Genomic DNA, 23308 nt, shown 5'->3' on the forward strand with positions numbered 1-23308 from the left:
GATACTGGTTTAAAAGCATTAAATTTCACCCTACAGTTATTTCAAAAAACAAACAAGTAGACATCAACTAATTAACATGTATTTTGCAAAAAGATTCTCTACGAGGGATTTAAACCCGAAATATGAAATAGACATTCTATTACATAATCCGGGTTAAAAGAAAGTTTTTTGGATCAAAACAAAAAAAAAGGGAGCCATTGGCTCCCTTAATGCATTCATAAATCTGATGGTAATTATTTTTTTACCCTGATTTTTTCTTTAATCCTTGCAGATTTACCATGTCTTCCTCTCAAGTAGAACAATCTTGCTCTTCTTACTTTACCTTCTCTCAATACTTCGATTTTTTCGATGCTTGGAGAAATAATTGGGAATATTCTTTCTACACCAATACCATTCGAAATTTTCCTTACGGTAAAAGTTTCGCCATTTGTATTGATATTTTTTCTTTGGATAACGGTTCCTTGAAACTGCTGAACTCTTTCTTTAGCTCCTTCAGTAATTTTCACGTGAACGTTGATGGTATCACCAGCCTTAAAAGATGGGAATTTACTTCGCACATCTTTGTACTCCTGTTCTACGAATTTAATAAGTAGTTCGCTCATTGCTTTACTATTTTGCTTATCGCTTTTATGGATACTTAGTAAGCACCCTTAATTATCGTTTTGTTCTATATTATTATCGTCCCTCTCTTTAGAAATGCCATCATTCATTAAATCTGGCCTTCTTTCATGAGTCCGACGTACCGATTGATCAAACCTCCATGACTCTATCTTGGCAGCATGTCCTGACAGCAAAACCTCTGGCACTTTCCATCCAGCATAATCTGCTGGCCTAGTAAATACTGGAGGTGCTAAAAGACCATCCTGAAAAGAATCTGTCAAGGCAGAAGTCTCATCATTCAAAACCCCTGGAAGCAACCTGATTATGGCATCAGTAACAAGTGCAGCAGGAAGTTCACCTCCCGAGAGCACAAAATCACCAATACTAATCTCCTTGGTAATGAAAATCTGCCTTACTCTTTCATCTACGCCTTTATAATGGCCACAGAGAATAATTAGGTTTTTTTTCAATGACAAGGCATTGGCTGTCGATTGATTGAAAGTTTCACCATCAGGTGTCATATAAATGATCTCATCGTAATCCCTCAATTTCTTCAAGGACTCGATACAATTGGCAATGGGCTCGATCATCATGACCATACCAGCACCACCTCCAAAAGCATAACCATCTACGGTCTTTTGCTTACCAATACCATAATCTCTTAAATCATGTATTTCTACCTTGGCCAATCCTTTTTCTTCGGCCCTTTTCAAAATTGAATGTGAAAAGGGACCTTCAAGGAGACCGGGTAAAACCGTTATGATATCAATGTGCATCACCTATCAATCTTCCAAGTAAATGTCAATCAAGCCCTCAGGCAAATGACAGAAAACTTTTTTTTCTGCCTTATCAACTTTTTGTATGATTCCGTCCTTTATGGGGATAAGTACTTCTTTACCCTTGTATTCCATACCGATCAAATCCTGGGTCTCCATATCATAGATTACCTTAACTTGACCCAACTCGCCTAGCACTTCGTCGACCACCATGAAATCCACTAATTCATGGAAATAATACTGATCATCTTTAAGTTTTGGAAGAGCTGTTGATGGAAGGTATAAAGCCGAACCAACCATGGGTTTTACCTGATCGATGTGATTAAACTCCTCAAACTTGGCTAAAAACCTGCTATTGGGTTGGGGCACCATGTGCTCCAAAATAAATGGAACCAAGCGGTTTCCATTCTCTACAAAAACATGTCCTAAACCTTCGTAATCTTCCGGATAATCAACATCAAGAACCAACAAAACCTCTCCATGTAATCCATGAACTTTGGCAATATGGCCCAATTGGTAACAATTGTCTTTGTTCATGGTATTTGATCAGTTTTATGCTTTTTCTTCAGGAGCATCTTCGCCAGCGGCAGGAGCTTCTCCTTCAGCAGGGGCTTCAGCTACAGGTGCATCAGTTGCTTCAGGAGCTTCTGGTGCGGCAGCGGCTTCAGCAGCTTTAGCTTCAGCATCAGCTGCAGCTTTTGCAGCATCTTCTCTTTCTTTGATCGCGTCAAGACGGGCTTGATTTTTAGCAGTCTCTGCTTCCAATGCAGCCTTTTTAACACTTTCTTTAGCAGACTGAATTTTCTCAACCTTGCTAGAAATAGCTTTTTCTTTACCATCTAACCAAGCCTGGAATTTCTCATCCGCTTGCTCTTGGGTAATTGCTCCCTTTACAACACCAATTTGAAGGTGTTTTTTCAACATGACTCCACGATAAGAAAGCATGGCTTTCACAGTATCGGTAGGTTGCGCACCATTCATCAACCATTTCAACGCTCGGTCGTTGTTGATGTTTATGGATGCAGGATCAGTATTTGGGTTGTAAGACCCGATTTTCTCGATAAAGCGTCCATCACGTGGAGCCCTAGCATCAGCAATTACTACATCATAGATGGCCATTTTTTTACGACCTCTACGTGCTAATCTGATTTTTACTGCCATATTATATTGACTTTTAGTTAATTGATGGAACCCGTCCATCGTTATTTTTTGGACTGCAAAGATAAGCTAATAATATCAAAAAGAAGAATAAGACTATATTTTATTTGCGTAATAGCAAAATTATGGTTTAAATTGCGGTGTTTTTGAGGGGGAAAGTCTTCAAAAACATGCTCAAATGGCTTAATCACTTGTTAGCCAATAACAAAGAAGCAGTTATTTGAATTTTATAATACTAGGCCTCGTAGTTCAATGGATAGAATAGAAGTTTCCTAAACTTTAGATGCAAGTTCGATTCTTGCCGAGGCCACAAAAAACCCCATTTACAATTCGTATTTGGGTTTTTTGTTTTTTGGGGGACAGTTTAGGGGGCAGTCTACAGGGAGAAAGGGGGGGGTGTATCCCTTGCCACTTCATTTATTATGGGCTTAAAAAACCTCAGTTTACTTAGTTAGTCAGTGATGCGCATAGGGGTTTAACAAAGTAACTAAGTAAATCCCATTCTTATTCTTAAAATATTATCGAAATGGTAAAATCAATGTTTTATACATCTCACTGAGTGCCCCCATTCTTTGGAGTACCCATTATACCCATAATCATCTACACCTGAAGAAATAATCAATCCTTGCTTTACAGATTGATTATTAGAATTAATATAGGAATCTGATACCCAAAAATCAGTTATACGCCCCAAATCATAAAAATCACCCCCATTATTCCTGTAACCTGATGGATAAGCTGAAAAACCACTTTTATTATTAGCCTTGTCCGATTTAGGCCAAACATCACCATCTTTCTTTATTTTCCTCAAAGCCTCTTTTTTATCTCCTAAAAAACTCATCATTGTATCAAAGTCTAACTTAGTTGGTATCCTCCAGCCATCTGGACAACAATTTCTTTGATCTGCAATGGCATACCAATTGTAAAATTTCCCGTGAAATTCATTATTTAAAGGATCGTTTTCGTAATAACTCCACCCTGGCTTAATCACTTCTGGAACATTTAAAGGTCTTCCCCATTCTGAATTTGACCTTAATTCTTGGATTGGATCCCCATTAGAGAAAGAAGTAGTTTTCAAATTTTCAGCCATCCAAATTTGATTCCCAATCTTAATAGTTAGGTACTTATTTCCATCAAAATCATAAAGCTCTCCATACTCAGAAGTTTTAGGTGGCTCTGCTAGACAAGAAAAAAACACAAGTATTACAAGGTATTTACAGTTATTAACAACCTTTAAAAAAACGTTCTTTAAATCTTTAGGCCTTCCCATAAATTTGCTGTGATTTTTTAATTTAGTACATTGAACAAATTGATAAGCCAAATTGATAATTAAACAATAACCCATTCAATTTCTGAGATTGAGTAACCAAATACCCTACTTATCAATTCTCTTTTTTGTTCTTGCTTGATTCTTTCCTCCTCATTTGAATAAACCCACTCTTTAGGGGCAATAGCCTTGCCATTGATAAGTAAGGATTCCACCTCCTTTTTTGCTATGGATTTCTCAAAATAGGCCTTTACAATTTGCTCTTTATCATTCCGGGAAACTGCCATCCAATCTAATTAAAGGATTAATGATACCGATTTTTTCCAAGCCATCCACGTAAATAGATAGAGGACTTTTTTTCGGTTCCTGAATGTAAAAAATAGGAATCTCCTGTTTTAAAAAATCCCTCTTCAAACATTCTTTCGCCTCCACTTTGCTTATAATACCCTTATGAAGTGCCTTTAATACTTCTTTTTTGAAATTAATATTAGGGTCTTTTTCCATTACCTAAAGTAACAATTCTAATAAAATGATTTTTCAAATCTGGCACCTTTGCCAATAGTGCCTCGATTGGGTCAATCTTCTTTGGAGCACGGCTTAAATCCAAAAGGACTATGCCATTAGATTTAAGTAATTGGCTTGCCTCCACTTTAGCAATACCCCCCTTTTTTAAAGCTATTAAAATGCCCTGTTTTGCTTCTTTATTCATCAACGATCCTGTTTATTAAAATATCCAGTTCCTCGTCTGTCATGCTATCAAAATTAAGTTCCTGGTTATGGGTGGTAGTTTGCAGTTTAGGCAACAAGTACGGCAACAAATCTGAAAGAAATTTTAAACGGTCTTTTGCCTCCAGGGCTTCCAAATCTTCTTGTATAGCCTGATAGTTGTCATCAAACAGTTTTTGAATTAAGTCCCTCATTTGGGTATTAATTTTGTTTTTAGCCCCCTTTGGTCTACCCGGATTTCCCTTTTCAAATTTTGCCATATTAACTAGGTTATTTAATTGGATTGGGGTAATTCTCTATCCCCACAAATGAAACCCTATAAGTAATATCTACCCCATTCCCATCATACAATTTGAACTCATTAACACTAGATAAAACATTATCTTCATTATTAGGATTTTTAGAAGAATGAATTTTTTCGGTTGTCTTCCAAGCCCAAACATAAGCTGATGAATCATCAATAACATATTTATTATTTAAAGTAAGCGTATCTCCAAATTCTCTACCAAAAGCTTTAGTAATCTTTGAATCTTTATCTGAGTACATTTGAAAAAAATAGGTTGGTGTAATTTCTACAGTTTTTTGTTTATTACATGATAAAAGAATTACAGGTAAAACCATTAAATAAATTATCTTTTTCATATTTGAATATATTTATATTAAATTAATATTTAACGGTTTACTATAAAACTTAACTCCTCTCCGTATTTTAGCCGTAATTTACGAAATTTTATTAGGTTTTGAGTTAATTAATACCCGTTTATTGCTCTGTATTTTTTAAGAAGTTCTTTGTTTTTAAGTATCGCTCGGCTTGGAATCTCACAATCTCTAATTTTGTCTTTAAGGCTTGATTCCCTTTTATTTTCTCTTCTAATATCTTGGATAACTTTTCTAATCTTATATCTAGTTGATTCAATCTTTTCTTCAATTCTTCTGTATTCATTACTCTTGTCATAGCTGTAATTATTTAAAGTTTTCGACTTAGGAATCTGGCTTACAAAACCAGTATCATAATTAAATTCTTTCCATGCATCCCCCTGATATTGTGGAGACTTACTTTCAGCTTTCAAATAAAATTCTGTTACATAAAAACCAATTCCCATGACTTCATATACTGTAGACTTGGGGATATAAAATATATCTTTCCCTTGCCAAATCTTAAATGCCTTTTTTGAATAATCCTCTATGTTAGAAAATGGCACAAATAGACATTTAATTGGTGGAGGATCCACCGGATATTTAAACCCATCCTTTATCCCATCTCTGATTGCTTTAATTTCTTTCTTTTGGACAGCCTCAGGGTCTATGCTTCCATATTGTGCTAAGTAATTGCTAATTATGCTTTCCTCCAATGATGGGGGCAAATACCCTCCTACAATAAGCCCACCTGCCAACCGTGCATATTTTAACCGTGTACCGTGCCTATCTCCCGGCATGGCTTGTGATATCCGAGATAAAATCCAGCTTTCTAACCTCTGGGATTTTCCACCCCTGTTTGAAACAAACTTGCTTTCAGGGTTGATTTCTGGAACCGTGACAGGCTTTTTTAATATGGTAAACTGTTTTGCCTCATGATTAAAATAACCGTTCAAATCGTATGAATAACCCCTTAATGATGCAATACTTTTCGGCTTATCATCCAATTCGATCCCCCATGTATTTAGGAAAATATCAAACAGTGATTCAAAGTAATCCTTATGGTTTTCTGGCTCCGGGGGAATAGGAATCAAGCCCCAAAAACCCCGGCCTGATGCAGATAGTCCTAAATATGCTATCTGTGATAGTTTTGACAGTTCGGGTTTCAAGTCATCCCAATTCGATATTTCAAGGTTCATTTTTGTTTTAGTTTCAGGATCTAAGTCAATCTGAATAAATCCTGAATGCTTCACCAATTTGTTTTGACTTCGATATGTAAAAAGTCCACTTGGTGTGATGCATGGCAGTTTTGCTTTTAATTCATACATTTTACCCTTATCATCCTGTGACCTGATAAAATCAACTCGCTTTTTGTATTTAGTTGAATTTAGCCAACCCAACAAATTGACTGTTTTCGGTTTTGATGGGGTATTGTAATTTTCAAAACAACTGACTTCTATATCTAAAATTGATTTCATGACATTATCATTATAACTTTGTAACTTGGTCTGCAACTTGTTTAATCAAGTAACCAAGTCAGAATTTTATCTTAGTTAGTTGGTTATAACCCTATATGGCCATCCAACTAACTAAGTATGTTATTACTGATTAAGCGTATAGTACTGGTTTGGACTTCTTAATTTTCCATTTCTTTTTATCCAGTTTCTAGACAGGTAATAAGTCCTAAATTCCTTTGCTCTGGTATTCCCTATTTCAAAGATTGTTTTCAACCCGTCTACTAATTCACCACCTTTGATTTCATCCCCAAGATCCTTAAATATTTCTTGTAATTTCGCCTTATGGTATTCAGGTTCAATTTCACTTGGGGAAAGCGTTTTTTTGCTTTTAGTGTCCACTTTCTCCCATCCCTCCACCAATTCAGGCAAGCCATTTTCATTCACTGTGAATGCGAAAATTCCAGGCTCTCTGTCCCTACAAAATTCAGGCTCCACCACAGATATTTTTTTATTCTGAGGATCTAAGGAAACGGAAAGGACAGTTTCAGCTTTATTTACTAATTCAGTCCCTAAGTGGCCACGTGCGTTTTCATCTCTTTTGTTCTGATGCAAGACAGTGATAATATGGATATTCTTTTGTTCTGTCCACTTCAGTAAACATGAGGCTATCTTTGTGGCTTCCTCTTCATCATTGATTGAGTTTACCAAATCCCTTACTCCATCAATAGCCACAAATCCCAAATTAGGTTCAGTATTGATATAATATTCAATTATTTCCAGTCGTTCTGAAGGGGTGAATTGTCTCAGGCAGTAGCATTCTAAATTTACCGGGTCTTCTATACCTAAAATATTGCAAACCCTGTGATAGAACATTTGAACGTGAAACCTAGCTTGCTCTGAATCAAAGAATACCACCTTTGATTTTTCGTCAGGCAGTAACCCTTTGAATTTTCTAGCTACCGTAGAATTTGCAACCAAAGCCGAAAGAAACAAGACAAGACTAAAAGTCTTTTTGGTTTTTGCTTTCCCAATTATCAAAGAAAAATTCCCTAAAGTTCCGATTATCCCCTCTATTACCCCATCAATGATGGATAAACAGACCTGTGGTTTTTTAATCTTTTCTTTCGGATCAATTTTAGAAGCTTTCAGCCATTCTTTGACATGACTTGTGTTGTCTATTGGTTTCGGTGGCTTAGGATCAATAGATGGTAGTTTTGGGGTGTTTTCCAGTCCTTCACCCAAGTGATTTAAATCAGTAATGGTTTTGATTTTCACTTGTCTTTTTTCTAGTTCCATGCCCCCCCTTTTTTGTGATTTCCTTAAATTCCTTTGATTTGAAATAGACTTCCAACAAAAAGTCGGTGGCATCAATTATGGCCATGTTACCAACTTTACAAACGATGGAACCAATAATTTTGGAATTGTGCCAAAAGGTAAATTCTGCAAGTGATGGCTTTACTAAAACAACTTCCGTGTTAAAAGAAACAATGGATCCACAAGGGGCAAGCCTTGTAATAGGAATCTTATACTTTTTCATAGGGATTTAGCGGTTTTTGTGAAACATAAAGCCCAAAAGTTGGTATCTTTGAATACTGCTTTTGATTCGATACCTAAAGCGGTTCTGGCATTAATTGGATCTAATCCGATTGGTGCCACTTCTTTTTTTAGTAGCATCGGATTAGTATTTTACAGTTTGTTTTTTATATAGGGATGCTTCTATTTCGCTATCCTTGTAAAGGACACGTCCACCAATAAGGTAAGATTGAATAATCCCCCTTTTAGTCCAGTCGTTAAGCGTCACAAGACTAATTTTTAGCTTGTCCGCTGTTTCTCTTCTTGTTAGCAGTGTTTCACTTGGTGGTGTGGGGGTTTGAGTCGGTATTTCTTTTACCACCTCTCTAACTGCATTGTGAATAATACCTGTTAGTTCTTCAGGCGTGTAAGTGCTTAAAATTAGATTGCTCATTACTTTTCATATTTTGTTATACACAAATTTGAAAAGTTGAAAAGCGGGGATTTTGCGGGGATTCCCCAACTTGTTAAAAAAGATTAATCTGTAAAGTTTTTTGATTCTAAACCATGGTTTTGGAGGGTCTGAATTGCATTTTTTATTTGTCTTCTACTTTTATAATCTCCTTTTCTCAAAGTGTTTCTGACTTTTTCCGAATCCTCAATATCTAATAATGATGCTATTAGGCTGGCTTTATCTGTTTCCCGGGATGTACCACGGTAATTTGTATTTTTAAACCTTTCTTCTATTAGAGTTAAAAAACCCAAATCATCTAGAAGGCAAAGTTTATGTTGTAAATTTTCAAGTTTTTCAGATTGCACTGGATTTGATAAATTTTTAATTTTGAGGTCTATAAATTTAATAATTTCATCCTTTATTATAGCATTAAAATAATCATTTTTAATCTCTCCTAATACATGCAAAGGCTTAGAATTATCAGAACATTTCTTTATTCTCAAGTAGGTTTTTGCATCAATTAAGTCAAAAATTTCGGCAGGTACATTTTTTAGAAAAACATCCTTCTTTCGAATTTTTGATTTTTTTAGATACTTTAAACAATGTTTTTTTTCTAATTCTAAAAATAAACATTTCTCTTTTAAATCATCTATTAAGGAGAGTTGCCATTCCATTAATTTTTTTTCTTCTTCAATTTCTATTTGCAATACAAAATCCCAAGCCCAATGCAATGATTCACTAATTTTATTTAAATGACCTGAGAAAACCTCATATCCTAATTGAATAGATTTCTTTTTGTCAAAAATCCAAAATTCATCAGGGATAGGTTTTTCCTCTAACCAATCCTTGTAGGTATAAACAACTTGTTCTTTTCCATCAAAAATCCATTCTTGGATCTTTTCATCATTCAATTCAGAATAATTTTCCATATTACCCAACTTTTAAAACTGATTTCCTCCAATGATCTAATAATAACTTAGCGTTTTCCTCAGGGGTTACTTTGATGTAAAGCAAAAAGGATTTCTCTGTCCTGTGGCCTGTAATTTTCATTAAACTAATAGCAGGAAAACCACTCTTATAAACATTCGTAGCAAAAGACCTTCGTGCCGTATGGGTGGTGACAAGTTCCCATTTATTTTGTCTTGTAGTTGTCTTAAAGCCTCCTTTAATGCGCTCCACCTCCACCGATTCTTTAAGGCAGTCCACTTGTTTTGCAATCTCTTTTAGGTAGGCATTCATTTTTTGATTAGATATGGCTGGGGGCAAACTGTTTGGATACTGTCCCTCATATTTGGCCATAATGGAATAAATAATAGGATGGATGGGAATAATCACTTTTTCTCCTGTCTTAAATGTTTTTATTTCTAAAAATTCACCCTTGACATTTTCAGGCTTAATGGCTGTAAAATCGCTAAACCTCAAACCTGTCCAACATCCTACTATAAATAAGTCCCTAACACGTTCCAAATGTGGGGTTTTGCTTAAATCCAGTTCGTAGATTTGGTTAATTTCGTCTTCATTGAGATAAATAGAAAATCCAGGTGTATTGTGTGCTTTGAATTGTTTGGACTGAAAATACAAATTACTGTTGTATCCATTTTCGGTTGCATAGGCCATAAAGGTTTTTATTACCTGAATGTATTTCCCAACTGTATTGACAGTATAACTTGGTTTAATTATTTCTTTGCTCCCATTGACAGTTTTTGAAATTTCTCTGTTCAGGTAGCCTGTAAACTTTGAATAAAAGTCCTTGCCAATGGTATCAAAACTCAAAAAGAATTTTTCGCTAAATCTTTGCAAGGTTACATAAACAGTATTATACTTTTGAATGGTACCTCTGTCAAACCTTTTTCCTGTGGTTGCTAATCTTGTCCCATCCTCAGATTCTTTTATAAACCTTTTAAACAATTCTAAAAATGTTGGTACACTATCATTGCTTTCATTTTCTGGAACTACACCTTTGTTTAAGACACTATCTATTTTAGATTTTAGTTCTTGAGTGGAGGGATACCGGGTCAAATCTCTTTCCAACCCTGCTAAAGCTTTTTTTGCTTCTGCTTTAATGTTTTCAAGATCCTCATTAAAAATTTTAGCCAATGGAAAGTCCTTAACAACTCTAGCAAGCTGTTTATCTTCATTCCAAAACTTAGGGTGAATACTTTTTTCTATGGAATATTTTAAACGTTTCCCATTAAAACTGATGAATAATAGTATTGGGGTTTCTTTATCCTTAGATTTTTCCCTCAAGTAGAAATTAAACCTTGCCATAAAAACTGTCTTTTGATTCGATTCTTAAATATAAGAATAAAAACAAATGGGGACAGTTTGGGGGACACTTTTATTTAATCCTTTTTAACTTCACTTAATCTTATTTGATTCTACACCTATATAAATATGTGATTTTCAGCTATTTTAGGTAAAAACAAATAATATAAGATTAAAAGGTATGTAGCCTTGCCGAGGCCACAAAAAACCCCATTTACAACTCGTATTTGGGGTTTTTGTTTTTTCAGCTTTAGACAAATTTATTCTCCATTTTTTTTGCGGCTTACACCTCTCTCCAATATTCCCCTTAAGCCTATTCCCTGAAAAGGCATTAACCTTATTCCTCTATTATGGTTAGACCTGGGCGAACAATTCATCTCTCAATCTGAAAATTGACACAAAAAAAAGCTATGAAACAAAATCTCATAGCTTTAGTCAATTAACAATAAACCCAAAATAACCTGCTGTAGGAGAAGGAGTTGAACCTCCACGAAGCAGTTAGGAAAAATACGAGCTCGCTATTTTCTTTATTCTGTGATCTCCACCCCCGAGACAGGAGGGCATGTCTGCCAGTTTCATCATCCTACAGTATATGTCATCGATATTATAAAGCAAGCTTCTCTTATCGACCAAAGACCTTTTGTCATTGTTTGATATTTCAAAGATAGTAAAAAGATCATAAAATTAAAATTACAGCAACAAAATTGATGTATTTTTACATTTTATTTAACATACATATATTTTTATTAGGAATTAAATAATTTCATACACTTTAATAAAGCTACTATTGGAAGATTTTCAATTGACAAGTCCATCAATCGAAATTTGGCTACTGAAGTGGTTTTTTTTAGGCCATTAAAAACAAATAAAATTAGTGCTTTGAAAACCCAACACACCAAATCACCAAGAAAAGTCCTCAACATCGATAATGGTGCTTTTTTTCCTTCCAGGTAATTACTGTTTCAATCCTAAATTGAAAATCGATATTTAACGAAATCCTTTGAAAGGGAACGACTAATCCGTACAAGTGATTGACCATGCCAAACCAAAATACTACAAATTTATTTTTGTGGTAATAAACAATCCTTTTTACCAATTTTTGTATGGCAGATAAAAAGTAAAAAAAGAGTAGATTTGTTTTGAGCCAAGCCAACTACGCAACGTTAATTTTAAACGTTCTGAAATCCGGGCTTAATAAGGCAAACCTAATTAGGTTTTTCCTGATTCAGAACAAAAGAAAAAGCGATGGAAAGTTCAATTAAAATTTGTATTTCAATTTTATCATTTGCAATTATTAACGGGTGTACCCTAACTTCCAAAAAACCCATAATCCAAGACCTTACTGGGAAACACCCAGTAACTTTAGGTCAAATATGGCTGTCCCATGAACATATATTGGTTGATTTCATAGGCGCTGATAGTATTGCCTCAAGTGACTGGAACCACGCAGTGGTAATCGATGAAATGACGCCTTATCTGGAAGAGTTAAGACAATTCAATGTTAGCTACTTCGTGGATGCTACCCCAAATTATCTGGGGAGAGATGTATTGCTGTTGGAGAAAATTGCAAAAAAAAGCGGCCTAAAGATCCTTACAAATACGGGTTTGTATGGCGCCCGGAACAATCAATTTATTCCGGATTTTGCAAAAACAATGTCTGCAAAAGAATTGTCCCATATGTGGATCAAGGAATATGAGGATGGCATAGATGGAAGCTCCATCCGCCCAGGATTTATTAAAATAGGTATTGACAATACAGATCCATTGAGCCCTATGCACCGCAAATTGGTAGCCGCTGCAGCGCTGACCCATTTGAAAACCGGTCTAACCATAGCTTCTCACACAGGGGAAGCAAAGGGATTATGGCCTCAATTGGCCTTACTCAAATCTTTGAATGTGTCTCCTGAAGCATTTATTTGGGTGCATGCCCAGGCAGAAACCAAGCCAGAAGAATACCTTAAAGCAGCGTCTACAGGATGCTGGATTAGTCTTGATGGATTGGGCTGGGAATTGGACAAGCACCTGGAGAAAATACTATTCGCCAAAAGAAATGGATTTTTGAATAGAATATTAATAGCTCACGATGCGGGATGGTACGATCCCCAAAAAGACAAACAAAGCATTCAGGGCTATACCAATATATTCAGCAAACTTATTCCCGCATTGAAAGAGAAGAACTTTACTGATGAAGAAATTAAGCTTTTGTTAACCATCAACCCCTCACGGGCTTTCTCCATTAAAATTAGAAATGTGGAATGAATTAAAATTGATTTATTTTAAATTGAGATGAGAGATCCATTTATCCTGCCATTCAAAGGGTTAATTTTATGACAAGACTTTCTAAGATATATTTAAACCCGAAATATGCAATAGACATTCTATTACGTGCTGAAATCGCTTTAAAATCAGCCACTTCGTTGCTGTTTTCAATTTCACAATAGCCGTGCTATGCTAAAATCTCCATACAGCCTGATTTTCTTGCGATTGCAACACTTCCCGTAAACACGGGACAGGCTTCACCCCTGACCATTGTCAGGATGGAGAAATCCTATTACATAATCCGGGTTAAAGAAACGAAGACTGATAAAATTAGATAGCCAATTTAAGTAATCACCAATTTAACAAGACCACAGCAGGGTTTCCAAATCGAAGCAGCAACCTTTTACACCTTTGCTCTGGAAATTTCTGGTTTCCCATCAGCAGAAAGCATTCTTAAAATCTCAAGGAACACTCCGATCCATCCCCGGATGACTGGAGAAAAATGTCACAGTTACCCTGCTTTTATATTAGACATTGTCTCCAAAAAACAATCCCCAGGCCTTAGATTGTAGGCCTCTGGCCTGAGGTAAATATTAATTTTATCTGACTACATTACTCTTATTTTTCTTTGTTTTCCTTCTCTTTCAATTCCTGTTCCTTCTCCAAAAGTTTCAGCTTTTCAGCCTGTTCCTTGGCCCAAAGCTCCATTTTCTCTTCAAACTCCTTCAACCTAGGTTCATTCTCCTTTTGCCAGGCCTCCATTTTGCGCTCAAACTCCTCCATTTTAGGTTGAAATTCTTTTTCCCATTCCTTCATCTTCTGCTCCAATACCTTTTGGGAGTTGGCCATCTTCAACTGGAGGACTTCTATTTTTGCATTAAGCTTTTCCCTTTGACTTTGTGACAAAACAGAAGTATCTCCCTGAAAAACGGCTATATTTCTAGCAAAAAATTGAATACTGTCACCAAATTCACTCAAAATGGAAGTGATATTTACCACTCTGCTACTGTCTGAAAAACCATGCTGAAAATCCAACACAGGGGCTGCGGTGAGGTTTAATACTGGGGGATTAGGCAAAGAGTCCATCACCATAGTAGTTTTATTACTTTTATTGAAAGTCCTTGTAATCTCCTCCTCGTGAACATTCTCCACCGGCTCGGGACTTGCAATAATTTCCACTTCTTCTTCGACGATCACTTGTGGCCTTGCAACTTGCACAGGCTTTTGAAGTGTGTCAAATAAATACTGACTAGACAGTTCAAATTCTGTCTCAAGTGCTGTAGAAAGCCATCGCTCTTTTGAAGCCTGGTCTTCGTTTGCATTGCCAATTAATAATATGGCACTGAATATTAGCGTAAGTAACATGGTTTTAGTGATTAAAGGTGAATAGGAAAACCGGGCAGGTTCTTTGCCCAACATCCTTTTGATTCGATTTAAAAGGGGAAACTTTGAAGAATGTGCGGCCATTGCCAGCTCTGGTGATTGTTCGGTGGCCTGATTAGCCACCATGGCCAAAGCATGGGCTAGATCAATTGACTTGACCCCGCTAGCTATAGCCATATCATCGGCCACATGCTCTCTAGCTTCTTTTACCAGCGTATTGATCCACCAAAAGGCCGGATGGTAAAAGAATAGTATTTCTAAAGCGGCTTGTACAAGGTTGATGGCAAAATCATGCCTGCGTATATGCGCCAGTTCATGGGCAATGATAGCCTCCAATTGAGCAGGAGACAATTGCACCATTAAACCAATAGGAATCAGAATTACCGGTTTTAAAATACCATAGGTGATGGGCACCCTAATCTCCCTACTTAATTTAAAATCCACTGGAAATTGAATGGCAAATTGCTGCTTTATTTTATTGGCAGACTGGATTAAAGGCTGTGGCACCTTTTCTTCAGCACGGGCCTTCAATTGTTGCAAAGCAACAAAATTACCGGCATGTCTAAAGAAATATACCATGACTCCTGTCAGCCAGAAATAAACCATATAAGGCAAAGCTCCTTCAATTTTTCTCGACAAAATCTCAGGAAAACTGAGGGCATTCACGGCTAATTTTTCACTTGCCAATGCATTTACAGGCACAACAATTTCCTGATCTATTGGCAAATTATTTAATTCATATTCATAAATAAATGTGCCTGTGAATAGGCAAAGTATAACAAAGAGCGCACTTAAACCCAGCGAATACCTTCTCTGAGGACTTTTGAAAGCCTCTATCCTAAAAAGCAACCATAATATCCCAGCTACGAGTAGCAACTGCCATAGGGAATGGGCCAAGGTCCACCCAAGCACTTCCAAAATATATTGATTCAACCAGTCCGTTTTCATTGAGAATCATTTTCAATCTTGTCCAAAAAAGCGCGTATTTCTTTAATTTCCTCCCTTGAGGGCTCACTTTGTCCCAGGGCTTGCATGACCAGTTTTTTGGCCGATCCACCAAAAGCCTTACCTATAAAACTTTTAACCAATGACTGTTGCGTATCCTCCTGAGAAATTGCTGCTTTATATATGTGGCTTCTTTTCTCCTCATCCCTTGAGACCAAGCCTTTGACATGCATGTTTTGCATGATTTTGAGCGTTGTTGTATACCCCGTCTCCTTGGTCTCGGACAGTTTCTCATGAACCTGGCGAACACTACCCTGTTCTATATCCCATAAAACGGCCAATACTTCTAGTTCTGCTGCTGTAGGTTTGTCTACCATTTCTACTACGATTTATTTCGTATCAAATATATACGATAACTTTCGTAATTGCAAATTAATCTACGATATTTATCGTATAAAATAATAAATCAAAATTTCCATGCCTAGCATTTTTGATTTTGAAGTAGCTGCGTAATTTTACGCCATGTGCTTAATATCATTTAGCTGGAACCAGCATCCCGAATACAAACTTATACTTGTCGCAAATAGGGACGAGTATTTTGATCGCCCAACCAAAGGTTTACACCAATGGGACAATGGCATCTATGCTGGCAAAGACTTAAAGGGGGGAGGCACATGGCTAGGTTTCCATCCCAATGGTAAATTTGCTGCTTTGACCAATTTTAGAGATCCCAAAAACGACAAGCCACTAAGCCGAACCAGGGGGGAATTGGTTACAGGCTTTTTAAATGGGGATTTATCTCCCAAAGCCTATCTAAGCCAGTTAGAAAAAATAAAGCAGGACTACAATGGTTTCAACTTATTGGTAGCCGAAAAAGAGGAACTAATGGTGCTTTCCAATTATGGAGGCGGCATTCAAGAGGTATCTTCCGGCATCCATGGGCTTTCCAATGCTTTTCTAAACACACCCTGGCCAAAAGTAGAATCCGCCAAAGCCGATCTTAAAAATCTCTTAGAACAAAAAACCCCTAACCTGGAAGAATTATTACAATTATTACAATCAAAGGAAAAAGCACCAATAGCATTACTTCCCAATACCGGCATTCCCATAGAAATGGAACAAACCATTTCTTCCCAGTTTATTAGGGTAGAAGATTACTACGGCACGGTCAATACAACAGCCTTATGCTGGGGCTATGATGGAAAGGTCAACATCAAAGAAGTAAGGATCATACCGGAAAGAGAAGTCAATGAAAGTACTTTTATAGCGAAGTAGCAGCTAAATCCATTACAAAGATCGTTCAATTTACAAGTTACTAGAGATGGATTTGAAATCCTGATAGTATTAAAAGGTAAAACCAAAAGAGATAAATGCCCATAAACAGAGAGAAGCTTTGTCTACCAATGTTTTAATCGCAATCTGAACCCCTAAAATCACGAGTTATTTTCCCTAGATTGCGTTTAAAAAACGCTCCGATGGGCGTAATTAAACCCGAAATATGCAATAGACCTTCTATTACGTGCTGAGATCGCTTTAAAATCAGCCACTTCGTTGTTGTTTTCAATTTCACCATAGCGGTGCTATGCTAAAATCTCCAAACAGACTGATTTTCTAGCGATTGCAACACTTCCCGTAAACACGGGAAATCCTATTACATAATCCGGGTTAAAGAAAACTCACATAGTTCTGTTTTTTTCCGAACTTTTTATATATTTGCAATCGCAAATGAGACTGACCAATAAGAAATTATTAGAAAAGTTTAAAAGAAAAAACAGAGGAAATATTCCTTTGATAAAAGCCATCGACCAACTCATTAAGGATATTAACGACAATAATTGGAAGAATCCTACTGAACTGAATAAAACAAGAATAGATGCGGACAACGTCCATAGTGATGGATTTTACTTTTTCAACATCAATATTCACAGAACAATGATATTAATTGAGTTTGATGACAATGAAGCTACCGCTGTTTGGGTTGGGACACATCAAGAATATGAAACGACCTTTAAAAATAATAGAAATACTATTAGAAAGTGGTTAAAGTCTAATGATTGGATTTAAAAAAATAAGCTTATGAAAACACAATTAGACATATCAGAACTAATTGAAAATGGAAAAATCCGAAATGAATTGGATTTTGAAAGAGCAATGATTGCAGACAGGAAATTGCGTGTTCTTTCGAAGGAAAATCCGAAATTCAAATCCGTTAGAAAAAAATTAAGAGATTTAATTGAGCAGTACGAAAATCAAAATTGGAGCACAAATTCTAATATTTCTGACAAAAAACTAAGTGAAAGTGATGTTGCAGAATTGATTGCCGAAAAAGAACGGTTATTTATTCAGCGAAGAAAAGAGCTTATCCGAAAAAAACTGAAGAGCTTAAATCTAACACAACAAGACTTTGGAAAAGTTTTAGGACACCAAAGTAAATCTTATATGTCTGAATTGATTAATGGAGTTAGTCCTTTTTCCTTAAAAGATTTGATTGTTATTAACCAAATTTTGAAAATTGACTTAACCGATTTGGTTCCGACTTTTTTACCACATTCTGATAGAGTAAAAATTAGAACAACAATTAAAAAATTAGACAATCCTAAACTGAAATTAAGTAATGACGATTTAATTATAGCATAAATTACTCCTGCCAATCGATTGGTTGGCCGTAGGCCATAAGGCTACAGCCTGTCCAGACCTTTCGCCTGGGGTGAATTAAATCATCCAAAATTCGCAATTAAATTCACCCCACCTGTCAGGCCTCAGTATCCAGTTTCCCGATAACCGGGACAGGCTCTGTTCGTTGGAACTGGGGTTTGCAGTCTCGCTTTTAGCATATCCTGAGACTTCAAGGCTTCACTCCATGCTTTACAGCAAACGAGCCCTGTAAAAAAACAGGGCAGGCATTTCGACTTGCTAATGCTTCGGTACATTAATTCCCGCACATAAGGGATACCGATAATACTCGGCACAGGCTACCGACTTGCTTCAGGGTATACTTACACCCTTCGGCAGGGGCAGGCTTAGGGACCGTGCTCAGGGACCGGTGCAGGGTGTTGGGAACTTGGTTTACTACGGGGAATGATTTTCTCCTTTTGCTTTTTTAACGATGTGATTTTATCCCCAGTTAAAATCTCCTCAAAAACTTGAACCTAGACTTCAATTGGTCTAATTTCCTAGTAATTTCACCAGTTCCTTAGAACGCTTCGGCAATTCCCATTGCATAATCGGGATTTAAAGGAACTCAAAATCACAATTCATGTTTACTATCGTATGAAAAAGTTGGAATTACTGATAATAGGAGCCGGCCCCATTGGCCTGGCCTGTGGCATAGAAGCGAAAAAAGAAGGCATCGACTACCTGATAATAGAGAAAGGTGTGCTGACCAATTCGATTTTTAACTATCCAGTCAATATGACTTTTTTTTCCACCTCTGAGAAGTTGGAGATGGCCGATATTCCTTTTATGTCTATCTCCAATAAACCTACCAGGCCTGAAGCCCTGGAATATTACAGGAGGATAGTCAAACATTACCAACTCAACATCAACCTTTACGAAAAAGTAAACACCCTAGAAAAACAGGAAGGTGGATTTTTGGTCCATACCTCCAAGGGAGATTACCTGGCCGAAAAGCTTGTCCTGGCCACAGGCTTCTATGACCTGCCCAATACCATGAATGTTCCGGGTGAAGATTTGCCCAAAGTTTCGCATTACTACAAAGAACCCTGGCCTTATATCGGGCAGAAGATCGTCGTGATTGGCGGAGGCAATTCAGCTGTGGACGTAGCCCTTGAGACCTGGAGAAAGGGAGCGGAGGTGACCATGGTAGTAATGAAACCTGAGATCGATCAAACAGTTAAATACTGGGTTTTACCTGACATCGAAAACAGAATCAAAGAGGGATCGATAAAAGGCTATTACAATTCCAGCATTAAAGAAATAAGGGAAAAGGAAGTGGTACTGAATACCCCTGAAGGAGAGGTAATTATAGAAAATGATTTTGTACTGGCAATGACGGGTTACAAACCCAATTTTGAATTGCTGGACCAACTAGGCGTGAAGCTAAGTTTGGATGAAAAAAGACAACCATGCTTTGATGACATTAGCCAGGAATCGAATGTACCCGGACTTTACCTCGCAGGGGTTGTTTGCGGTGGGCTCAACACCAGAGAGTTTTTTATAGAGAATACCATCTCTCACGCCAAGGCCATTGTAGCCGATATTTCAAGAAAAAAAGCAGCTTCAACCAGGGAAGGTTAATTCTTTAATTGATATAGAGGGAAGAGCTGTACTGCCTAATCCTGGGTTTAGGCAGTACATAAAATAATTTATGGCTTTTCGATTTAAATCCCCATTACTGAGACCTAAGTTGAATTCAAGTACTTTTTATTTGGTAAAGAATAGTTCTGATCTATGGTACTGGTATTGTCTAATACCTTATATTTGAATAAACTGGAATAAGCCATGAACTACACAGATCGGGATTTAAATTGGTTGTCTTTTAATGAACGCATTCTTCAGGAAGCAGAAAATGAAGACAGTCCCCTGATGGAACGCTTGAAGTTCTTGGCCATTTATTCCTCCAACCTAGAGGAGTTTTATAGGGTCAGGGTAGCGAGCCATCGTTTCGCTCAGACCTTCCAGGCTGATCTAAAAAACAAATACGGCTACCGACCCTCATTTCTCCTTCAGCAGATCAACCAAGTTGTAAGTGCTCAACAGGAGCGTTTGGGTAAAGTTTTCTATTCAAAAATTCTTCCAGGCTTAGCAAAAGAAGGCGTTCATTTATTGACGGACCATTTTTCCGAGGAAGACAAGATCCAAATGGGTACCTTCTATGACCTTCGGCTCAAGGGAAACTTCATCATTCAGGACATTACAGAAAAAGTCAACCTCCAACTTAAAAACCTAACGGTCTATCTTTACGCCGTCACCAAAGAGCGACAGTTTCTCATTGAACTAGACTATAAAACCTTAGGAAGGTTTATTGATATCTCTACCTCGGACAAGGAGAAACGCATCGTACAGTTAGATGATATTTTTAGAAGTAATGCGGAAAAGTTCTTGGGTGAAAAATCCGAAATATTTGCCGTAAAGATCTCAAGGGACGCTGAATTGTACATGGACGACGAAGAGGAGGATATTGTATCAAAAATAGAAAAAAGCATTGTTAACAGAGATACAGGTCTTCCTTCTCGCTTACTTTTTGATGAAAACATCCCTTTCAAATACATCGATACATTAAGAAAGAAAATTGAGGTGGACATGTCTGGGTTAATTCCTGGAGGTCGCTACCATAATTTTTATGATTTCTTTGGCTTTCCTGCATCGGAAAAGCACTTATTGTACCCGGAAATACCTAAAATCCCTTGCTCAAGGCTTGATCATTCCTCGGATTGGTTTGAAGAGATTGATAAGGAAGCCATTTTCCTAAGTTTCCCTTACCAAAGTTATGCATACGTAACGGACTTTTTGAAACTGGCGGCAGAAGACCCGTATGTTGAGGAAATAAATATCACCCTATACCGAGTGGCAAAGACCTCAGCGGTTTGCTTGGCACTTGAAGCAGCTGCAAAAAATGGCAAGAAGGTATTTGTCTTGGATGAAGCACAGGCTCGGTTTGATGAGGAGTCAAATATTTACTGGGGAGAGCGGCTAACCAAGGCAGGAGCTACAGTAAAGTATGGCATAAATGATTTGAAAGTGCATGCTAAAATTTGCACCATTAAGCGACGAGAGGGCAAGGACATCAAGACCTATGCCTACATGGGCACGGGCAATTTTAATGAAAAAACGGCTGAAATATATGGGGACCATGCCCTGCTCAGCACACAAAGCAATTACACCAGGGACCTGGATGAGGTTTTCGCCTTTCTCAAGGACAATTCCTACCAACCGCAATTTGAAAGCCTATTGGTTGCTCCTTTTAACTTAAGAAGTTCCATTGAGCAATTAATTGACAATGAAATCCGCTTAGTTAAAAAAGGCAAAAAGGGCAAATTGACCGCCAAGCTTAACAGCTTAGAAGACACCCTTATGATAGATAAGCTAAGGCAGGCTGCGGATGAGGGCGTAGAAATTGACCTTATTGTTCGTGGCATTTGTTGCTTCCATCCACAAACGGAGCTACAAGAGAAAAACATCAAAGTGGTGAGCATAATAGATCGCTTCCTGGAACATACCAGAATATACCAATTTCATAACGATGGTGACAAAAAGGTATTCCTGGCCTCAGCGGATTGGATGACCAGAAATTTATCGAGACGGATAGAAGTAGCTTTCCCAATAAATCAGGAAAAGGCCAGAGATCTTTTACTGGCTGAGCTTGATGCCCAACTCCATGACAATAAAAAAGGAAGACAGGTAGCCTGCAAGGATGAAAATCAATTTATTATGGGAAAAGAAGACTTGAGCTCACAAGTGAAAATGTTCGGCTTAGTAAAAAAATACAACCTATAAAATGCTGTCTAGAGAAATCATTCGAAATTTTAAAATCTACTTTCTGTTGGGCGCTATTTTTATGTCTTTGTCCGCCTACAGTAGGTTTTATTTCTCTGAAATGTACCGCATAGAACCATTGGGCATAAGCAGCATAGATTTGCTGGACATTTTGAAATTTGTTTTCTTAATGATCTTTTTAGGTTCTTTTGGCCTTGCACTTTTATCTAGCATATTTGATGTGCTGATACTTAAAAAACTATTAAAAAACACTTCCCCAAAAATTGCCCTAAGCATTGGGATTCCGGCTCAGGCACTCATGATTATTTTGATTGTTCAAGTTCTGGACTTCGTTTATGTTACTACCTTACCATTGATTTATGAGGGACCTGTAGAACCCACCGGGCCTTCAGAAAACATGTTTTTAATTATTCACCTTATCGTGGCTGTTGGCATGTCTAAGGTATTGATAGAAATTGACCGAAAACTGGGTCCAGGCAATTTATGGAAGATGCTCACGGGGAAATTCTTTAAGCCCCGAGAAGAAGAAAGGATTTTCATGTTTATTGATTTGCAGAGTAGCACTTCCATTGCAGAGAGAATTGGACATCTAGAATACAGCAAATTTTTACAAAGCTGTTTTCAGGATTTCTCCATAGTGGACCACTACCGAGCAGACATCTATCAGTATGTAGGGGATGAAGTTGTTGTAAGTTGGTCGCCCAATAAGGGAGTTAAAAATGATAATTTCTTAAAAGCTTTTTTCGCTTTTACCGACCTACTAAAAAGAAAAAGGGAACATTATCAAAAGGAGTATGGTATTTCGCCCTATTTTAAGGCTGGCGCCAATATCGGCCCAGTGATCATTACTGAAGTGGGAGATATAAAAAGGGAGATTACTTACCATGGAGACACGCTGAATACCGCAGCCAGGATACAAGAAAAGTGCAATGATTTAAAGGCCCAATTGCTGATTTCTGAATCGCTTTACAAACTTGTCAATAATAAAGATGCCTATCAGATAGATGATGTAGGGACAATTCATTTGAAGGGAAAAGGCAAAAATGTACGGCTATATCGCGTGGCACAGTTAGACAATTGATTGTATAACTTAATAGGAAATAGACCTGTGTGCCTTTTGTCTTTTAAAGCTGGCTTTTCATTAATAAACACATTTATTAGAAAATTTCAAGAGCTGTTAATTACCCTACTTTAACTTTATCGAGGTATTATTTCTGGCTTAAAACAAGCATATATCATTTACATGTACTCAGTTGCAGAATCTCTATAAAAGCCAAGAAGCCTAAAGGGCTTCAACAACAATAACCACGGGTGGAACCCGTGGTGAAAGCGAATATATACACACTGATTTTGGCGGTATTGTTGCTTTTTTTTCTGCAACAATGCTGACAAAATCAACCTACGTTTGCGACTC

At 37.2% G+C, this 23308-nt stretch carries 24 protein-coding genes and 1 tRNA gene; 8 read left to right on the forward strand and 17 right to left on the reverse strand.

The window, feature by feature from the left end:
- Positions 1-233 precede the first annotated feature (233 nt).
- From rplS to CA2015_RS06360, 4 genes are read right to left on the reverse strand one after another with little or no spacing between them, the layout of a single operon-like run.
- Positions 234-602 (reverse strand): 50S ribosomal protein L19, encoded by a 369-nt coding sequence (gene rplS, locus CA2015_RS06345; protein ID WP_048641151.1) that lies wholly within the window; start codon positions 600-602, stop codon positions 234-236.
- A gap of 48 nt (positions 603-650) precedes the next feature.
- Positions 651-1376: a tRNA (guanosine(37)-N1)-methyltransferase TrmD gene (gene trmD / locus CA2015_RS06350; RefSeq protein WP_048641152.1), complete on the reverse strand. Its 726-nt coding sequence runs from the start codon at positions 1374-1376 to the stop codon at positions 651-653.
- Between the two features lie 6 nt (positions 1377-1382).
- Positions 1383-1913, reverse strand: a complete 531-nt coding sequence (gene rimM / locus CA2015_RS06355) for a ribosome maturation factor RimM (RefSeq protein WP_048641153.1) — start codon at positions 1911-1913, stop codon at positions 1383-1385.
- 15 nt (positions 1914-1928) lie between these two features.
- On the reverse strand, positions 1929-2537 hold the full coding sequence (locus CA2015_RS06360) for a 30S ribosomal protein S16 (RefSeq protein WP_048641154.1): 609 nt from the start codon (positions 2535-2537) through the stop codon (positions 1929-1931).
- 235 nt (positions 2538-2772) lie between these two features.
- Here CA2015_RS06360 and CA2015_RS06365 point away from each other — a divergent pair.
- A tRNA-Arg gene (locus CA2015_RS06365) sits at positions 2773-2844 on the forward strand.
- A 225-nt stretch (positions 2845-3069) separates the two neighbouring features.
- On the opposite strand, the gene CA2015_RS06370 is transcribed toward CA2015_RS06365, so the two are convergent.
- The 11 genes from CA2015_RS06370 to CA2015_RS06425 all read right to left on the reverse strand — a co-directional run bounded on the left by CA2015_RS06370 (position 3070) and on the right by CA2015_RS06425 (position 10854).
- Positions 3070-3855: an FISUMP domain-containing protein gene (locus CA2015_RS06370; RefSeq protein WP_169786467.1), complete on the reverse strand. Its 786-nt coding sequence runs from the start codon at positions 3853-3855 to the stop codon at positions 3070-3072.
- An 8-nt stretch (positions 3856-3863) separates the two neighbouring features.
- Positions 3864-4088, reverse strand: coding sequence for a hypothetical protein (locus CA2015_RS06375; protein WP_048641156.1), 225 nt, complete (start codon positions 4086-4088; stop codon positions 3864-3866).
- Positions 4089-4288: 200 nt separating this feature from the next.
- Complete coding sequence (locus CA2015_RS06385; RefSeq protein WP_048641158.1) at positions 4289-4510, reverse strand: hypothetical protein; 222 nt, start codon at positions 4508-4510, stop codon at positions 4289-4291.
- Complete coding sequence (locus CA2015_RS06390; protein WP_048641159.1) at positions 4503-4787, reverse strand: hypothetical protein; 285 nt, start codon at positions 4785-4787, stop codon at positions 4503-4505. The genes CA2015_RS06385 and CA2015_RS06390 overlap by 8 nt, the downstream gene beginning before the upstream one ends.
- A gap of 10 nt (positions 4788-4797) precedes the next feature.
- Positions 4798-5169 (reverse strand): hypothetical protein, encoded by a 372-nt coding sequence (locus CA2015_RS06395; RefSeq protein WP_048641160.1) that lies wholly within the window; start codon positions 5167-5169, stop codon positions 4798-4800.
- Between the two features lie 107 nt (positions 5170-5276).
- Positions 5277-6641 carry a BT4734/BF3469 family protein gene (locus tag CA2015_RS06400; RefSeq protein ID WP_048641161.1) on the reverse strand — a complete coding sequence of 455 codons (1365 nt, stop codon included), beginning with the start codon at positions 6639-6641 and terminating at the stop codon, positions 5277-5279.
- Between the two features lie 123 nt (positions 6642-6764).
- Entirely contained in the window at positions 6765-7916 is a 1152-nt protein-coding gene (locus tag CA2015_RS06405; RefSeq protein ID WP_048641162.1) for an AAA family ATPase, read from the reverse strand.
- Positions 7873-8157: a hypothetical protein gene (locus CA2015_RS24980; protein WP_048641163.1), complete on the reverse strand. Its 285-nt coding sequence runs from the start codon at positions 8155-8157 to the stop codon at positions 7873-7875. Before CA2015_RS24980 ends, CA2015_RS06405 begins: the two co-directional genes overlap by 44 nt.
- 141 nt (positions 8158-8298) lie before the next feature.
- On the reverse strand, positions 8299-8586 hold the full coding sequence (locus CA2015_RS06415; protein WP_053086654.1) for a helix-turn-helix domain-containing protein: 288 nt from the start codon (positions 8584-8586) through the stop codon (positions 8299-8301).
- 83 nt (positions 8587-8669) lie between these two features.
- On the reverse strand, positions 8670-9515 hold the full coding sequence (locus CA2015_RS06420) for a hypothetical protein (protein ID WP_048641164.1): 846 nt from the start codon (positions 9513-9515) through the stop codon (positions 8670-8672).
- Between the two features lies 1 nt (position 9516).
- Positions 9517-10854, reverse strand: coding sequence for a site-specific integrase (locus CA2015_RS06425; RefSeq protein WP_048641165.1), 1338 nt, complete (start codon positions 10852-10854; stop codon positions 9517-9519).
- Between the two features lie 1242 nt (positions 10855-12096).
- Here CA2015_RS06425 and CA2015_RS06435 point away from each other — a divergent pair.
- Positions 12097-13110 (forward strand): phosphotriesterase family protein, encoded by a 1014-nt coding sequence (locus tag CA2015_RS06435; RefSeq protein ID WP_048641167.1) that lies wholly within the window; start codon positions 12097-12099, stop codon positions 13108-13110.
- Between the two features lie 618 nt (positions 13111-13728).
- Here the strand turns inward: CA2015_RS06435 and CA2015_RS06440 are convergent.
- Together CA2015_RS06440 and CA2015_RS06445 are read right to left on the reverse strand one after the other, a co-directional pair.
- Positions 13729-15441, reverse strand: a complete 1713-nt coding sequence (locus CA2015_RS06440) for a M56 family metallopeptidase (protein ID WP_048641168.1) — start codon at positions 15439-15441, stop codon at positions 13729-13731.
- Positions 15438-15815 (reverse strand): BlaI/MecI/CopY family transcriptional regulator, encoded by a 378-nt coding sequence (locus tag CA2015_RS06445; protein WP_048641169.1) that lies wholly within the window; start codon positions 15813-15815, stop codon positions 15438-15440. The genes CA2015_RS06440 and CA2015_RS06445 overlap by 4 nt, the downstream gene beginning before the upstream one ends.
- Before the next feature lie 145 nt (positions 15816-15960).
- On the opposite strand from CA2015_RS06445, the gene CA2015_RS06450 reads away from it, so the two are divergent.
- The 6 genes from CA2015_RS06450 (at position 15961) to CA2015_RS06475 (ending at position 22975) form a co-directional block, all read left to right on the forward strand.
- Positions 15961-16713 (forward strand): NRDE family protein, encoded by a 753-nt coding sequence (locus CA2015_RS06450; protein WP_048641170.1) that lies wholly within the window; start codon positions 15961-15963, stop codon positions 16711-16713.
- 450 nt (positions 16714-17163) lie between these two features.
- Positions 17164-17502, forward strand: a complete 339-nt coding sequence (locus tag CA2015_RS06455; RefSeq protein WP_048641171.1) for a type II toxin-antitoxin system HigB family toxin — start codon at positions 17164-17166, stop codon at positions 17500-17502.
- A 12-nt stretch (positions 17503-17514) separates the two neighbouring features.
- Positions 17515-18075, forward strand: a complete 561-nt coding sequence (locus CA2015_RS06460; RefSeq protein ID WP_048641172.1) for a helix-turn-helix domain-containing protein — start codon at positions 17515-17517, stop codon at positions 18073-18075.
- A 633-nt stretch (positions 18076-18708) separates the two neighbouring features.
- Positions 18709-19695, forward strand: coding sequence for a YpdA family putative bacillithiol disulfide reductase (locus tag CA2015_RS06465; RefSeq protein WP_048641173.1), 987 nt, complete (start codon positions 18709-18711; stop codon positions 19693-19695).
- Positions 19696-19899: 204 nt separating this feature from the next.
- Entirely contained in the window at positions 19900-21894 is a 1995-nt protein-coding gene (ppk1, locus tag CA2015_RS06470; protein ID WP_048641174.1) for a polyphosphate kinase 1, read from the forward strand.
- Between the two features lies 1 nt (position 21895).
- Complete coding sequence (locus tag CA2015_RS06475) at positions 21896-22975, forward strand: adenylate/guanylate cyclase domain-containing protein (RefSeq protein ID WP_084011672.1); 1080 nt, start codon at positions 21896-21898, stop codon at positions 22973-22975.
- The last annotated feature ends 333 nt before the right edge of the window (positions 22976-23308 follow it).

The sequence above is a fragment of the Cyclobacterium amurskyense genome (genome assembly GCF_001050135.1).
Taxonomy (GTDB): Bacteria; Bacteroidota; Bacteroidia; order Cytophagales; family Cyclobacteriaceae; genus Cyclobacterium; species Cyclobacterium amurskyense.